General features: G+C 72.4%; 8 protein-coding genes. 3 read left to right on the top strand and 5 right to left on the bottom strand.

The features are described 5' to 3' along the window. The first annotated feature begins 214 nt into the window (after positions 1-214). A complete protein-coding gene (locus tag WMF27_RS21130) occupies positions 215-4366 on the top strand; it encodes a PAAR-like domain-containing protein (protein WP_437944454.1) in 4152 nt (1383 codons plus the stop codon). 15 nt (positions 4367-4381) lie between these two features. On the opposite strand, the gene WMF27_RS21135 is transcribed toward WMF27_RS21130, so the two are convergent. Continuing rightward, complete coding sequence (locus tag WMF27_RS21135) at positions 4382-5320, bottom strand: hypothetical protein (RefSeq protein WP_437944455.1); 939 nt, start codon at positions 5318-5320, stop codon at positions 4382-4384. Between the two features lie 87 nt (positions 5321-5407). Between WMF27_RS21135 and hisC the strand changes: the two genes are divergently transcribed. Together hisC and WMF27_RS21145 are read left to right on the top strand one after the other, a co-directional pair. Continuing rightward, complete coding sequence (hisC, locus tag WMF27_RS21140) at positions 5408-6499, top strand: histidinol-phosphate transaminase (protein ID WP_437767079.1); 1092 nt, start codon at positions 5408-5410, stop codon at positions 6497-6499. Beyond that, positions 6490-7746 (top strand): tetratricopeptide repeat protein, encoded by a 1257-nt coding sequence (locus WMF27_RS21145; protein WP_437944456.1) that lies wholly within the window; start codon positions 6490-6492, stop codon positions 7744-7746. Before hisC ends, WMF27_RS21145 begins: the two co-directional genes overlap by 10 nt. A 34-nt stretch (positions 7747-7780) precedes the next feature. Here the strand turns inward: WMF27_RS21145 and WMF27_RS21150 are convergent, their stop codons facing one another. From WMF27_RS21150 to nuoL, 4 genes are all read right to left on the bottom strand, one after another. Continuing rightward, the gene (locus WMF27_RS21150) at positions 7781-8788 is read right to left on the bottom strand and encodes a hypothetical protein (RefSeq protein WP_437944457.1); all 1008 of its coding nucleotides are present in this window, start codon (positions 8786-8788) and stop codon (positions 7781-7783) included. A gap of 265 nt (positions 8789-9053) precedes the next feature. Continuing rightward, a complete protein-coding gene (locus tag WMF27_RS21155) occupies positions 9054-10580 on the bottom strand; it encodes an NADH-quinone oxidoreductase subunit N (RefSeq protein ID WP_437767076.1) in 1527 nt (508 codons plus the stop codon). Continuing rightward, positions 10577-12577 carry a complex I subunit 4 family protein gene (locus WMF27_RS21160; RefSeq protein ID WP_437767075.1) on the bottom strand — a complete coding sequence of 667 codons (2001 nt, stop codon included), beginning with the start codon at positions 12575-12577 and terminating at the stop codon, positions 10577-10579. The genes WMF27_RS21155 and WMF27_RS21160 overlap by 4 nt, the downstream gene beginning before the upstream one ends. Further along, positions 12574-15138, bottom strand: a complete 2565-nt coding sequence (gene nuoL, locus WMF27_RS21165; protein WP_437767074.1) for an NADH-quinone oxidoreductase subunit L — start codon at positions 15136-15138, stop codon at positions 12574-12576. The genes WMF27_RS21160 and nuoL overlap by 4 nt, the downstream gene beginning before the upstream one ends.

Consider the following 15138-nt stretch of genomic DNA (forward strand, 5'->3'; position numbering starts at 1 on the left):
GCGAACGCCTGCCTCGCACCGAGCGAGCCCACGCCGCCAGCGCCAGGAAGAAGAACGAGCCCGACGTTCCCGCCTGATCATCTCCCTCCCCCGCACGTCGGCCGCCCCCCGGCGACGCCGTCCGAGCCATGTAGCTTTCCTGGGCTACCGGACGGTGGGCTCGCGATTGCCGCGATTGCACACGCTCGCGGGGCCGTGGGACGATCCAGTCACCATGGGTAAGGTCACCGCCCTCCACATGGACACCATCACCGAGAAATCCGGTCACCAGATGACCGGGTTGGCGGTGAGCGTGTGTCTGACCCCGGCCGCGCCCAGCCCGTTGCCCATCCCCTACCCCACCATGGGCACCGTCGCGGAGGGGATCATCGACCCGTGCATGCGCACGAAGATCGAGGGCGCGAAGATCCTCACCGTCGGCGGCTGCATGAAGGCGTGCCACGGCAACGAGCCGGGCACGCTCAAGGAGGTCGTCAGCCTCAACACCGGCGGGCCTTGCTTCCCTTGGCTCGGCGCGCCGAACGTCATCATCGAGCTCGGCATGGCCGGCATCACCGGCAGCATGGGCCAGATGAACAAGAGCATCACCGTCGGCGCCGGCGCCAGCGCGAGCGGCGCAGGCGGGGGCGGCGGTGGTGGAGGGGGCGGCGGCGGCGGCGCCGGGGGCCCGGGCGGCGGCGGCCCTCAAGGCGGCGGCAACGGCGGCGGGGGCGGCGGCGGGGGCAACAGCGGCGCCGCGCCGCCGAGCCCGCCTGCGCCGCCGGGCGCCGAGGGCCAGGCGGCCGCGGGCCATCCCATCGACGTCGTGACCGGGACGCTGTTCACGATCCCGGCGGCCGACTTCACGCTCACGGGGTTCCTCTGGGTCCAGTGGATCCGCACCTACAGCACCTCGGCGGTGCGCCACCGCTGCGGCCTCGGGTGGGGCTGGTCGCACAGCCTCGCCTGGCGCGCCGAGCGCAACGGCGATCACCTCGTCCTCGTCGACGACCAGCAGCGCCGCACCGAGATGCGGCTGCCCGGGGCCGCTGAAGCGCTGCTCCTCCCCCACGGCCGGAAGGTGCACCTCGACGGGGACGCGATCGTCGTCGACCTCGGCGACGACCTCGTGCGGGTCCTCCGGCCCACCGCGGATCCGCGGGCGTACGCGCTCGCCGAGCTGCGCGACGCCTTCGGCAACAGGGCCACGATCGAGTGGGATCAGGACGAGGTCGTGGCGATCACCGACTCGGTCGGCCGCCGCGCGGAGGTCGCCCGCGACGGGAACCTGCGCATCTGGTCCGTCGCCGTCGCGGACGAGGGCGGCAAGGAGCACCGCCGGCGCCTCGTGACCTACGAGCTCGACGGGCGCGGCGACCTCGTCCGGGTCATCGACGTGGGCGGCGCGGAGACCCGGTTCAGCTACGACGACGAGCACACCCTGCGCTCGGAGACGCGGGCCGACGGCGTCGTCTTCCATTTCGTGTACCAGGACGCGGGCGGCGAGCGGCGCTGCGTGGAGACCTGGGGTGAGCTGCCCGGCGGGGACCTCCTCGCCGCGCTCGGCGCCCCCGAGGCGCACGTGGCCGGCGGTCCCCGCGGCATCTTCCACACGCGCGTCGCGTACGGGCCCGAGCCTCACCAGACGACGGTGACGGACGCGCTCGGCCACGTGCATCGCTACCAGGGCAACGCGCTGGGCCTCGTCGAGCGCTACGTCGACCCGCGCGGCTACGCCATGCTGTTCACGTACGACGGGGTCGGGCGCCTCATCGCCGTCACCGACGGCGCCGGGGCCACACAGCGGCGCCGCCACGATCTCGCCGGACGGCTGATCTCCATCAGCGACGGCGGCGGCACGGTCCGGTACCAGACGGACGAGGAGCAGCAGGGCGTCACCACCATCGCCCCGAGCGGCCACCGCTCCACCGAGCGGCGCAGCCGGGGGCGCGTCGTCGAGATCGAGGACGCGCGTGGCAAGACGACGGCCGAGTACGACGCGCGCGGCAAGAACACGAAGATCACGTACCCGAGCGGCCTCGTCGACACGCTCGAGTACGACGCGCACGGCAACCTCGTCCGCTACGCCCAGGGAGAGCGCGTGTGGACCTACGTGTACGATCTCCTGGGCATGCCCGTGCGCATCGAGTCGCCCGGCGGCGCGGTGACCACGCTCGAGGTCGACTCCTCGGGCAACATCGTCAGCGCCGTGGGGCCGAGCGGGCAGCGCACCGAGCACGCCTTCGACGGGCTCGGGCTGCGCACGGCGACCTCGTACCCCGGCGGCGGCCGCGCGCACTACCGCTACGTGGCCAGCGCGCTCGTCGAGCAGGTGCTGCCGGACGGCTCGCGCTGGACCATGGGCTACGACGCGCTCCTCCGGCTGAGCTGGATGCAGAACGCCGCGGGCGAGCGGCGCTCGTTCGAGTACGACGCGGCCGGCAACGTCGTCCGCGAGACGACGTTCACGGGGCTCCAGTACCGCTACGAGTACGACGGCGCGGACCGGCTCGTGTCGATCCTCCGCCCCGACGAGTCGATCGTGCGGCTCTCGCGCGACGGCGCGGGCAACGTCGTCGCGCGGGAGTACTCGTCGGGCCTCGTCGAGCGCTTCGAGTACGACGCCCTGGGGCGCGTCGCGCGCGCGACGAACGGCGCCTGCACGACGGAGCTCGCGTACGACGAGCGCGGCGCGATCCTGCGGGACACCCAGACGTGCGGCGGCTTCAAGTTCGTCACGAGCTACGACTACGACGAGGGCGGCCAGCTCGTGGGGCGCCGGTACTCGTCCGGCTGGCGCGTGGCGCTGGAGCACGACACGTACGGGCGGGTCGCCGCGATGGGCGTCGGCCATCCGGACGCCGCCGAGCGCTTCGTCTTCGAGCGCGACGAGCAGGACGGCGAGCGCGCCCGCAGGCGCGACGGCGGCGCCGGCGCCATCCTGACCCGGCGCAACGCCGAGGGCTTCCCGGTGGAGATCCAGGTGGAGGGCGCGTCGGGCGACGTCGTCCGCTCCCGCGCCTACCGCTGGCACCCGGTCGGGGCGCTGGCCGCCGTGATCGACAGCGAGCGCGGCGAGCGCCGCTACGAGCTCGACGCGCACGGGCGGCCCGTGGACGTGCGCGGGCTCGGCGCGACGGAGGCGTTCTCCTACTCGCCGCACGGCACGGCGATCGCGCGGGGTGAAGCGTCGGTCGGCGCCGGCGGACGGCCGCGCGCGGCGGGCGACCAGGTCCTGACCTGGGACCGGCTCGGCCGGCTCTCGGGCCGGGACGCGCCCGATCCGCGGCGCACGTGGCGGTACGCCTTCGACGAGAACGATCGGCTGACCGAGGCCGTGCGCGGCGACGGGCTGAAGGTCCAGTACATCTACGACGCGCTCGGCCGCCGCGTGGCCGAGATCGTCGGCCAGGGGAGCACGTGGTTCGGCTGGGACGGCGACAGCATCGTCGAGGAGCGCGCCTCGGGCGGGCAGGTCACGCGCCGTGTCTTCGACGCGTCAGGCCACATGCCGCTGCTCGAGTCGCAGGGCGGCGCGGGCTTCCGCCTCGTGGCGACCGACGCCGCGGGGACGCCGTGGCTCACCCTCGACGCGGCCGGCGAGATCACCGAGATCGATCTGACCACCTGGGGCGAGGTCGCCCACGAGCGCGGCGAGCCGGGCGCGCTCCGCTTCGCCGGGCAGCGCGCCGACGAGCTCACCGGCCTCCACTACAACCGGTTCCGCTACTACGCGCCCGACCTGCGCGTGTTCATCACGCCGGATCCCATCGGCCTCTCGGGCTCGCTGCAGGAGATCGGCTTCGTCCCGAACCCGACGCTCTTCATCGACCCGCTCGGGCTGCTCACGATCATCACGGCCTCGAACGATCCCAAGCTCCACAACGCCTACTATTCGCAGTACGCGGCGAAGTACCCGGGCGCGACGATCCTCAAGCCGAACCAGGTCGTGCCTGGCAGCCTCAAGGGGGAGACCGATGTCGTCGTCGACACCCACGGCTGGCCGGGCGGCGTCGAGTGGGCGGGGAAGAGCATCTCCGGGGCCCAGCTCGCGGACAAGCTGAACGCCGCCGGGTTCAACGGGAAAATGCCCGGAGCGCGCGTGGACGTCGTCACGTGCAACGGCGGGACGAAGCCGAACTTCATGGGCCGCAGCGTCGCCCAGGCGGTCGCGGACCGGACCGGCGCGACCACCTCCGGCGCGACAGCGAAGGGCGTCCCCGGCGTGGCCTCCGCCGGGGCGATGGGCAACGCGGGCGCCTCCGGCCTGGTCAGCGGGATGCCCACCGGCCTCGGGTCTGGCAACGCCCCGGGCAACCTGCACGTCAGCGGCGGCGGTCACCTGATCAAGGACATCAAGCCGCGCTGGTACACGTTCGGGCAGTGACGGGCGGCCTGCCGCTCAGGGCGCGCCGGCGGTCGCGCCCTCGATCGCCTCCGGCGACCCGATCCAGGCGGCGAGCCGCACCTCGTCCTGCGGCGGCGCGCCCAGGACGACGACGAGGAACGGTCCGTCGCACACGAAGTAACGCTCGTACATATCGCCGCGCCCGAGGGTGATCGGCCCGGGCTCGCTCGGCGGGAGCGCGTCCCAGCCGAGGCGAAAGCGGACGGCATGGCGGGCGTCGCCGATCCGGCGGCCATCCCCGTCCGCGAGCGGCTTGCCGATGAGCTCCTCGTGCACACGGGCCGCGCACAGGTCGAGCGGGGGGATCCTCAGCGCACAGCGCCGATCGAAGGGCTTCACGCCGAACCATCTCCCGAGCCAGCCCCTCGGCCTCCGCGCCGTCGCGACGACCTCAGCGACGGCGGCCCCGAGCGTCGCGGGGCGCGGGCGCCGCGCGACAACCACGCGCTCATCCCCGCTGGCCTCCATCTCGATCACGAAGTCGTCGGGGCCGCCGTGGCGATGCACCGTCAGCTGCGCCGCGGCCCGCGACCACGTCGCCTCGTCGACGTCGTTCCAGAGCCCGAACGCAGGCAGGACGCGCTCGCCGAAGAGGACGCCCTCACGCCGGCTGGCGAAGGGCGCTGCGAACGACGGGCGCACGAACGAGAACGCGTACGCCCCGAGGGCGTCACCGGGCGCGCTCTCCGGCAGGGCGCCCTCAGGGAGCGGCTCGAACCTGCGCGCGCTCTCCTGCGCCACCTCCCGGAGCGCCTCTGCGGCGGCGCCGACGCGCGCGACCGACCAGGGCGACCCGGCGGCGCGCGGCACGGCGGACGCCTCTCCCTCCCGCTCTTCCAGAGGGAAATCCGGCGAGAAGATCAGGGTCTGGTCTGGAGCGATGGGGGACGACAGCGACGGCACGAGCACGGTCGCGCGGCTCATCGTGGGCATGAGGTCCTCTGGTCCTGGAAGGAGGCGGATAGTATACCGCCCTCCTCCTCCCTCATCGCCGCGCCCGCGACGACCATGGACCGAGCCATGCCGCTGCCCGATTTCCTCCCTGCGCTGCTTCGTCCGGAGCTCGCCGAGCTCCACGCCTACACCCCGGTCGCGGGGCACTTCCCTGTGCGCCTCGACGCCAACGAGAGCCCGCCGCTGCTCTCGGCCGAGGCGCGGGCGGCCCTCGCGCGCGCCGCGGCGCCCGAGGACTGGGGACGCTATCCCGACGCGCGCGCCCTCGATCTCCGCGAGGCCATCGCCGCCCACTGCGGCGCCGAGCCCGACGAGATCGTGGCCGGCGTCGGCTCCGACGAGGTGATCTCGATCGTGCTCACCGCGCTCAGCCGCCCGCGGCAGGGCGCGGACGCTGCGAGCGTCGTCACGGTCAGCCCCACCTTCGTCATGTACAAGCTGAGCGCGCGCGCGCGCGGGATGCGCGTCGTCGAGGTCCCGCTCGACGCCGGCTGGGATCTCGACGTGGCGGGCCTCGCCCGCGCCGTCGATTTCGCGCGCCCCAACGTCGTCTTCATCGCCTCGCCCAACAACCCGACGGGCGCGCTCATGTCGGAGGACCGCCTCGAGGCGGTCGCCGCCGCGGCGAGGGACGCCCTCGTGATCGTCGACGAGGCGTACATCGACTTTGCCCCGCGCGACCAGCTCGCCCTCCTGCGCAAGCACCCGAACGTCGCCGTGCTGCGGACGCTCTCGAAGATCGGCCTCGCGTCGCTGCGGATCGGCTGGCTCATCGGCGCCCGGGAGCTCGTGGCCGAGCTCGACAAGGTCCGCCAGCCCTACAACCTGCCCACCCCGTCGCAGCGCGCGGCCGCCTTCGCCCTGCGGGAGCTCGGCGGCGAGCTCCGCCGCGCCGCCGCCGCCGTGACGGCCGAGCGCGAGCGCCTCGCGGCCGGGCTCGCCGAGCTCGGCCTCTCGGTCGCGCCGAGCCACGCCAACTTCCTCTGGATCGGCACGCGCCGCCCTGCCGGCGAGGTCTTCGAGGCGCTCGCGGCGCGCGGCGTCCTCGTGCGCAGCTTCCACGCGGCGGGCGGGCGCCTCGCGCACCGGCTCCGCATCACCGTCGGCCTGCCGGAGGAGAACGACCGCCTCCTCGCCGAGATCGCCGCGTGCGCGTAGCCGTGCCGCTCTCCGCCGCGCGGCGCGCGCCGCGCGTGGTCCTCGCGACGTTCGCGGAGATCGCGGCGCCCGCGGCGCTGGCGGCGTTCACGGCGCTAACGGCGTTCACGGCGCTAACGGCGTTGACGGCGTTGACGGCGTTGACGGCGTTGACGTCCATTGCCGGCTGCGCCGCGCCCCGGGTCGCGCGCTCGATCGACGGCCAGATCATCGAGGGTCGTACCATCGCGGCGCACGCCTATGCGCTGTATGCGATCGGCGCCGAGGCCGAGGCGCGCGGCGATCTCGCGACGGCGCTGGAGGCGTACGAGCTGGCGGAGGACGGAGACCCCGACAGCGCGGACATCTGGACGCGTATCGGGACCGTGCGCTGCCGGCTCGGGCGCGGGGAGGCGGCGGGGGCCGCCTTCGAGCGCGCCCGCGCGATCGAGCCCGACTACGAGCCGGCCTACCGCGAGCAGGCGCGCTGCGATCTCTCGGTGGGGCGGCTCGAGGCGGCGCTCGGGCGGATCGATCGGGCGATCCTGCTCGATCCGGATCGTGACGACGGCGCCCTGCTCCGGGCCGAGATCCTGCGGCGGCTGGGCCGCACGGACGACGCGCGCCTCGCCTTGCGGGCGCTCGTTGTGCGGCGCCCCTGGTCGGCGGAGGCGTGGCGCGCGCTGCGCGCTGCGGCCGTCGAGGCGGGCGATCGCGCGGTGGCCGAGCAGGCTGCGCGGCGCCTGAGGGAGCTGGCTGCGCCGGGGGCAGCCGTCCCGGGGCGGCGGATGCCGTCACGGGGGCAGCTGGCCGAGGTCGACGAGGCGCTCGTGCTGGGCCAGCTGCGCCGCGCCCGCCGCCTGGCGCGCGACGCGGATCTGACGCCCGCCGAGGTCGCGGTGCGCGCGGCCGCGCTGGGCCGCCTCGGCGAGGCCCGCGAGCAGGCCGAGCTCGTCTCGGCGGCCGATCCGGCGAGCGCCTCGGCGCTCGTGGCGCTCGCGGTGGCGGCCGATCTGAGCGGCGATCTCGACGCGCTGACCCGGGCCTGCGACGCCCTCGACCTGTCCGCGCCGGCGGGCGGCCCCACCGTGGCCCCCTCGCGGCTCGCCCGTCTCCTCTTTGCCGAGCTGCTCTTCCGTCGCGTCGGCCGCGACGCCGCGCTCACCTGGCTCGGCCCGTCGCTGCCGCCCGCGCTCGGCGCCCCGGATACGCTGTCCCAGGAGGTCGAGCAGCGCGTCCACCGGGAGCTCGCGGGCGGCGCGCGTTGAGCTACACGGGGGGCGCGAGCCCCCGCCGTCTAGCTCAAGGCGCGCGCTTGGTGTGCGGCTTCTCGCTGTACTTCTTGAGGTCGAAATTGAGCTCGAAATCGAGCGTGTTCTCGCCCTCCTTGATCTCGATCTCCCGCTTCACGTCCTGCTCGATCGCCGGCAGCAGGGCGGCGGTGAGCACCTTGCCCACGGGGATGCCCTTGATCTCGTACTTGCCGTCGAGCCCGGTCACGTCGTGCGTCGCGAACTTGAGCACGAAGACCTCGGCCTTGAGGAACGGCTTCGGCAGCTTGTCCACGAGGTGGTAGTAGCCTGGCTGCGGCGGGTAGAACTTCACCGGGTCGCCCTGGGGCACGGCGACGAGGACCGCCATGAAGGGGGCGCCCTCGAGGTTCGGCATGTACGGCTCCAGGGGATCGAGGTTCGCGACCTCGAGCCGCTGACCGTAGGACATGACCACGGTCCGCTTCGAGAACGCGCACCCGTGGATGGTCACCTTCTCCGCCTCCTCGCGCTCCGGCACGTAGCCGCTGTAGTTGACGACGGTGACGAGCGCGTCGGCGACCCCGTTCTGCTGTCCCACGCGGAACAGCCGCCCGTAGGTCGCGGCGGCCTCGCCGCACTTGCCGATCGGGAAGCTGAGCCCTGTATCGGGCGGCGGGTCGCCCTTGATGGTGACGCGTCCTCGCAGCGTCCCCGTGGGCCCGCTGTACGGCGCCTGTCGCTTCGGGTTCATCACCTTCGCGACGTCGTCCGAGGTCAGCGAGATCTCGTGCGCCTCGCCCGCCCCGGCCTGCGCGCTCCCCACAGCGCCGGCGCTCGCGCTCCCCGCGGCCGCCGCGGTCCCCGGCGCAGCGCTCGCGCTCCCCGCCGCGGCCCCTGCAGCCACGGGCGCCGCGCTCCCCGCCGGTGTCGCGCTCCCCGCGGTCGCGCCGCTGCTCGCGTTCCCTCCCTGACACCCGAGCGCTCCGAGCAGCGCGACGCACGCCGCTCGCATCCTTCCATCCCCCGCTCTTCTCTGCAGCTTCTCGCCGGTTCGCATCGGCGCCGACTCTAGCAACTCGCGCGCCCCGCGCAGCACCGTGGTTTCGCTACCGAACGAAGCCCGAGCGCCTCGAGCGCCGGCGCCCCGTTGCCATACGAGTTGGCAGCGCTCTTCTCAGGCCAGCACCCGCGTTGCCGAGCGGGGGTTCACCCGCACAGGAGACGGGCCCAGATCGGCGTTTTCGGCGCACAGGCGCACTCCGGTGCGCCGAGCACCGAAAACGTCGAGGTGGGCCCGTATCCGAAGCGGGTGGGCCCCCGCTCTAGCGGGAGGCGAGGACCGCGCGTACTGCGATCCCGAGCGAGGTCGTCGGCCAGATGCCGAGGACCATCACGAGCACCGCGGACACCACCAGGGCCGCGTTGACGTAGCCCGAGCGCATCGGCCGCGCGATGGGAGCGCCGGGGGCCGGCTCGCGCATGTACATGTACACGAGCACCCGCAGATAGTAGTAGGCCGACAGCACGCTGTTGAGGAGCAGCGCCACGGACAGCGTGTACAGCTCCGCGCCCATCGCCGCCTTGACGATGTAGAGCTTGCCGAAGAAGCCCGCGGTCGGCGGCACGCCGGCCAGCGACAGCAGGAAGAGCGAGAACGCGAGCGCCGCCACCGGGTGCCGCTTGCCGATGCCGGCGAGGTCCTCGTAGCTCACCGCCTCGGCCCCACGGCTGCCGCAGAGGATGAGCGTGCCGAAGGCGCCGACCGTCGAGACCGTGTAGACGAGCAGGTAGAACATCACGCTCGCCTGCGCGTCCTCGCTCGCCCGCACCGTCGCCGCCACGCCCACGAGCAGGTACCCGGCGTGCGCGATGCTCGAGTACGCGAGCATCCGCTTCACCGACTCCTGCCGGCCCGCGATGAGGTTCGCGACCGTCATCGTGAGCAGCGCCATCACCGCCACGGCCGGCGGCCAGCCCGCGGCCCACGACGAGAGCGCCGGGCCACCGAACGCCCCGAGCAGCACCCGCAGGAGCGTCGCGAACGCCGCGCCCTTCACCGCCACCGCCATGAACGTCGTGGCCGGCGTCGGCGCGCCCTCGTACGCGTCCGGCGTCCACATGTGGAACGGCACCGCGCTCACCTTGAACGCGAGCCCGACGAGCACCAGCGCCGCACCGATGAGCAGCAGCGCCGGGTTCGGCGCCGCCGCCCCCTTCGCGCCCGCGATGACCTCGCCGATCCCCGCGAGGTCGGTGTGCCCCGTCGCCCCGTAGATCAGCGCGCCGCCGTACAGCAGCAGCGCCGCCGCGAACGAGCCGAGCAGGAAGTACTTGATCGCCGCCTCGGTGCTCCGCGGCGACGTACGGCGGAACCCGGTCAGCGCGTACGCCCCGAGCGACATCGTCTCCAGGCCGAGGAAGAGCGTCAGCAGATCCCCCGCGCCGGCGAGGATGATCGCCCCGACCGTCGAGAAGGTCAGCAGCGGGTAGAACTCCCCGCGATCGAGCCGGTGCTCCGGGAGGTACCCCCCGGCGAGCAGCGCCGCCAGCGCGCCGCCCAGGCAGAGCACGAAGGAGAAGAACAGCGTGAACCGGTCCATGACCAGGTACGGGGCGAGCGAGTCGAACCCCTCCAGCGTCTCGGGGCCGACGAACCCGACCGCGCCCGAGAACACCGCCCCGGCGAGGAGCGTGATCGCGGTCCCGAGCGCCATGTCGGACGAGGGGCCGGAGCGGCGATCGTGCGACTCCTCGCGGCGGTGCGAGAACGCCTCCGCGAGCATCAGCAGCGCGCCGCCGAGCGAGATGACGATGAGCGGCGATACCGCGATGTACGGTCCGAGGATCATCGCGCCGCCTCCCCCGCGCGCGCCGCGAGCGCGCCGCCCGCCGCCCGATCGCGCCGAGCCTGCTCGTCTTCACCCGCCCCCGCCGCGCCCTCGCCGGATCCCGGCGAGGGCGCCCCCTTCAGGAAGGCGGGGGAGAACGTGTCCTCGGGCAGGAGCTTCGCGTTCCGTTCGTCCGCGAAGAGGATCGCCTGCCCGGAGACGACCTTGAACTGGTTGTAAGTGGACAGGACCGACTCCTTCATCCGATCGAGGAAGATCGCAGGGAACAGGCCGATCACGAAGATCATGAGGACCAGGGGCGCGAGCGCGAGGGCCTCGCGGGGCGTCACGTCGGGCAGGTGCTTGTTCTTCGGGTTCGTGAGCGGCCCGAAGAACATCTTCTGCACCACGCTCAGCATGTAGACGGCGGCGAGGATGACGCCCGCCGCGGCGCCGATCGTGTGGATCCCGCTGAACGTCCCGAGGCGCTCGGAGGCGTAGGTCCCCATGATGATCATGAACTCGCCGATGAACCCGTTCGTGCCGGGCACGCCGACGGAGGCGAACGTCACGATCAGGAAGAGCGTCGCGTAGACCGGCATCACCTTGGCCAGGCCGCCGAACTCCGCGACCTCACGGGTGTGCCGGCGGTCGTAGATCACGCCGACGAGGAGGAAGAGCGCGCCGGTGGAGACGCCGTGGTTCACCATCTGGATCACCGCGCCCTGGATCCCGCTCGGCGTGACGCCGAAGAGCCCGAGCATCACGTAGCCCAGGTGGGCGACCGACGAGTACGCCACGAGGCGCTTCACGTCGGACTGCTTCCAGGCGACGAGCGCGCCGTAGATCACCCCGCCGAGGATCGCGATGCCGGCCAGGTTGGCCGCGAGGCTGGAGGCCGGCCCGGGGAAGAGGCCCATCGAGAAGCGCAGGTACGCGTACGTCCCGATCTTCAGCATCACCGCGGCCAGGATCACCGAGCCGCCGGTCGGCGCCTGCACGTGGGCGTCCGGCAGCCACGTGTGCACCGGCCACATCGGCACCTTGATGAAGAACGCGATCGAGAACGCCCAGAAGCAGAGCATCTGCGCGCCCCGGGGCAGCACCACGCGCGACAGCGCGAGGTAATCGAACGTGTAGGCGCCCGTGAGCTTCTGGTTCGCCCACACGAGGTACACGATGCCCGCGAGCATCAGCATCGAGCCCGCCATCGTGTAGACGAAGAGCTTGAGCGCCGCCTTGATCTTCTCGACGCCGCCCCAGATGCCGATCATCACGAACATCGGCACCAGCATCAGCTCCCAGAAGACGAAGAACAGGAACAGGTCGAGCGCGACGAACGCGCCGAGCATCGCCCCCTGCAGGAACAGGAGGCAGAAGCAGAGCTCCTTGATCCGGCTCTTGATCGAGCCGAACGACGCGTACGCCGCGATGGGCGCGATGAACGTCGTCAGCAGGACGAGCCAGAGGCTGATGCCGTCGATCGCGACGTGCCACCGGATGCCCAGCGACGGGATCCACTCCTTGATCGACTGGAAGTGCCAGCCCACGGTCATCGGCACGGTGAGCAGCCACAGCGACGCGAGGAAGCCCGCGCCGAGCACGGCCAGCGTGAAGCCCCGGAGCAGCGAGAGCAGCTGCCGCGGCACGAACAGCACCGCGACGGCGCCCACGAAGGGCAGCCCGATGAGCACGTTGAGCAGCGACGACCACTCGTCTGTCGCTCCCGTCGCTCCCGCCGCCTCCGCCGCGGCGCCGGACGGCCAGAGCCACTGCACGAAGAGCACCGTGAGCGCGGCGATGAGCCCGAGACCGGCCCGCTGCCACGGGGTGTACCCCGCGGCGGCGTGGGCCTCGCCGTGCCCGTCGCCGTGGTGGTCGTCACCGTGGTCGCCGTGGTGATCGTCGCCGGCGTGGGCGCCGTCGGCGCCCTGCCCGTCGCCCGGCGGGAGGATCGCTCCCACGACGCCGGCAGCGAGCGCCGGCCAGTACTGCGTTACGAGGTCGAGCGCGCTCATTGCAGGCCTCTCGGCTGGATCAGGTCATGGATCTGCTCCGCCGGGGTCGCCCCCGGGGGCAGCGCGGGCACGTCCGAGCCCAGCATGGTGGTCGGGCCCGCGGGGGTCTTGCGGCTCGCCGGCCTGGAGAACGAGAAGGTCTCGGTCGCCTCGCGGTCGAACGCGTTGCGCACGCGGAGGACGACGTCCTTGGTCTCGCCGGGATCGAGCTTCACCGTGACGTCGGGCGCCTCGGAGAAGTCGCGCGCCGGCAGGCCGGGCGCCTCCCAGCGGTACCGGTAGCCGAGCCCCGGCGCCGCCGAGAGCCTCACCTCGCCGGACCGGCGCAGCTCCGCGTCGTCGACGTTCGCGTCCGCGTGCGGCTTGACAAGGAACCATCCGACGCCGGCGAGGCCGACGACCATCGACGCGGCGTAGACCTGCACGCGGCCCGTCTGGAGCGCGCGCAGCACCGTGCCGAAGAACCCGACCAGCGCCGCGGAGAGCTTCGCGATGATGCCGTCGATGATCCACTTGTCGGCCATCGTGAAGATGTCGGCGATCGCGTCGACCATGCCCACCACCGTGGCGTTGTAGAGCTCGTCGATCCGCCACTTGTCGTAGATGAGCCGGTAGAGCCTCGGGAAGCCCTCGGCGAAGCGCCGCTCGGGCTCGCCGCGCTTGTTCCAGTACACGAGCATCGCCAGGCCGATGCCGGTGAAGCACGCCGCGACGCCGGGCAGCATCATCGGGAAGAGCAGCCCCTCCACCCCCTCGCGCGTCTTCACCGCCCGCTCCGTCAGCGAGAAGACCGGCTCGAGCAGGTGCGCGAGCGGCGCGAACGCGTGGTTGTGGGTGAGGTGCACGAGCGGCTCCGCCATGAGGAAGCCGGCGAAGACCGACAGCGCCCCGAGGACGATCAGCGGGATCGTCATCGGCAGCGGCGACTCGTGCGGCTCCGGGCCCTCGAGCTTCTCGCCGTGCGCGTGGCCGTGGTGGTCGTCGTGGTGGCCGTGCGGGTGCGGGTCCTTCCAGCCGCGCACGATCGTCCAGCCGCGGAACTCGCCGTGGAACGTCTGGAAGTACGCGCGGAACATGTAGAACGCGGTCATCGTCGCGGCGAGAATGCCGACGAAGTAGATCGCCGGGCCGAGCCACTCGGGCCACTGCCACACCGGCTGCCCGCGCGTCGACACCGACTCGATCCGGCTGGAGAAGGCGCGCCACAGGATCTCGTCCTTCGACCAGAACCCGGCGAACCCGGGGAAGCCCGCGATCGAGAGGCACGCGAAGAGGAAGGTCCAGCGCGTCAGCGGCATGTGGTTCTTGAGGCCGCCCATGTTGCGCATGTCCTGGGACTGGTCGGTGTCGTGGATGCGGGCGTGCATCGCGTGGATCACCGAGCCGGCGCCGAGGAAGAGGCAGGCCTTGAAGAAGGCGTGCGTGAGCACGTGGAAGAAGCCGGCGGCGAACGCGCCGACGCCCACGCCGATGAACATGAACCCGAGCTGGCTCACCGTGGAGTAGGCGAGCACCTTCTTCAGGTCGTTCTGGAAGAGCCCGATCGAGGCCGCGAACAGCGCCGTGGCCACGCCGGTCACCGCGACGACCGCCATCGCGAACGGCGACAGCACGAACACCGCCGAGAGCCGGGCCACGAGGTAGACGCCCGCGGTCACCATCGTCGCGGCGTGGATCAGGGCGGAGACCGGCGTCGGGCCGGCCATCGCGTCGGGCAGCCAGACGTAGAGCGGGATCTGCGCGCTCTTGCCGGCGCAGCCGAGGAACAGCGCGAGCGCGGCCAGCGTCCCCGCGTAGACGAGCACCGGCTGCGACGGGATGAGGAAGCTCAGGAAGCCGGGCACGGTGTCGGCCGACATGTTGCCGATCGGCCAGATCTTCACCGCGGCGAGCAGGTTGCCCGCGTTCGCCGCGATGCCGTCGAAGTTCAGCGTGCCCGTGTAGTAGGCGAGCATCGCCATCGCCACGAGGAGGCCGAAGTCGCCGATGCGGTTCACGACGAACGCCTTCTTGCCGGCGCTCGCGTTCTTGTCGTCCTTGAACCAGAACCCGATCAGCAGGTAGCTGCACATGCCGACGCCCTCCCATCCCACGAAGAGGACGGCGAGGTTGTCGCCCATGATCAGCACGAGCATCGAGAAGATGAACAGGTTCAGGTACGCGAAGAACCGGTAGTACCCCGGGTCCTCGCGCATGTACGCGGACGAGTAGAGGTGGATGAGGAAGCCGACGCCGGTGACGACGAGGATCATCGTCCCGCTCAGGCCGTCGACGCTGAAGGCGACGTCGATCGGGATCGACTGGCCCATCCGGCCGGTGATCGAGAACCAGCGCCAGGCCGTCCAGGTGAGCTTGCCGCCCTCGTGGGGCAGCATCAGGAACGTCGTGACGGCCGCCAGGAAGGCGCCGCCGAGCGCGGCGAGCGCCATCAGCCGGACCGCGTCCTTGCCGAGGCGCTTGCCGAAGAGGCCGTTCACGAACGCGCCGAGCGCCGGCAGGCCGAGGATGACCGCGAGCAGCGCGAACTCGGACGCGGGGAATAAGACTCTCAGGGCTTCCAC

This window comes from Sorangium sp. So ce281, from assembly GCF_051527395.1.
Taxonomy (GTDB): Bacteria; Myxococcota_A; Polyangia; order Polyangiales; family Polyangiaceae; genus Sorangium; species Sorangium cellulosum_B.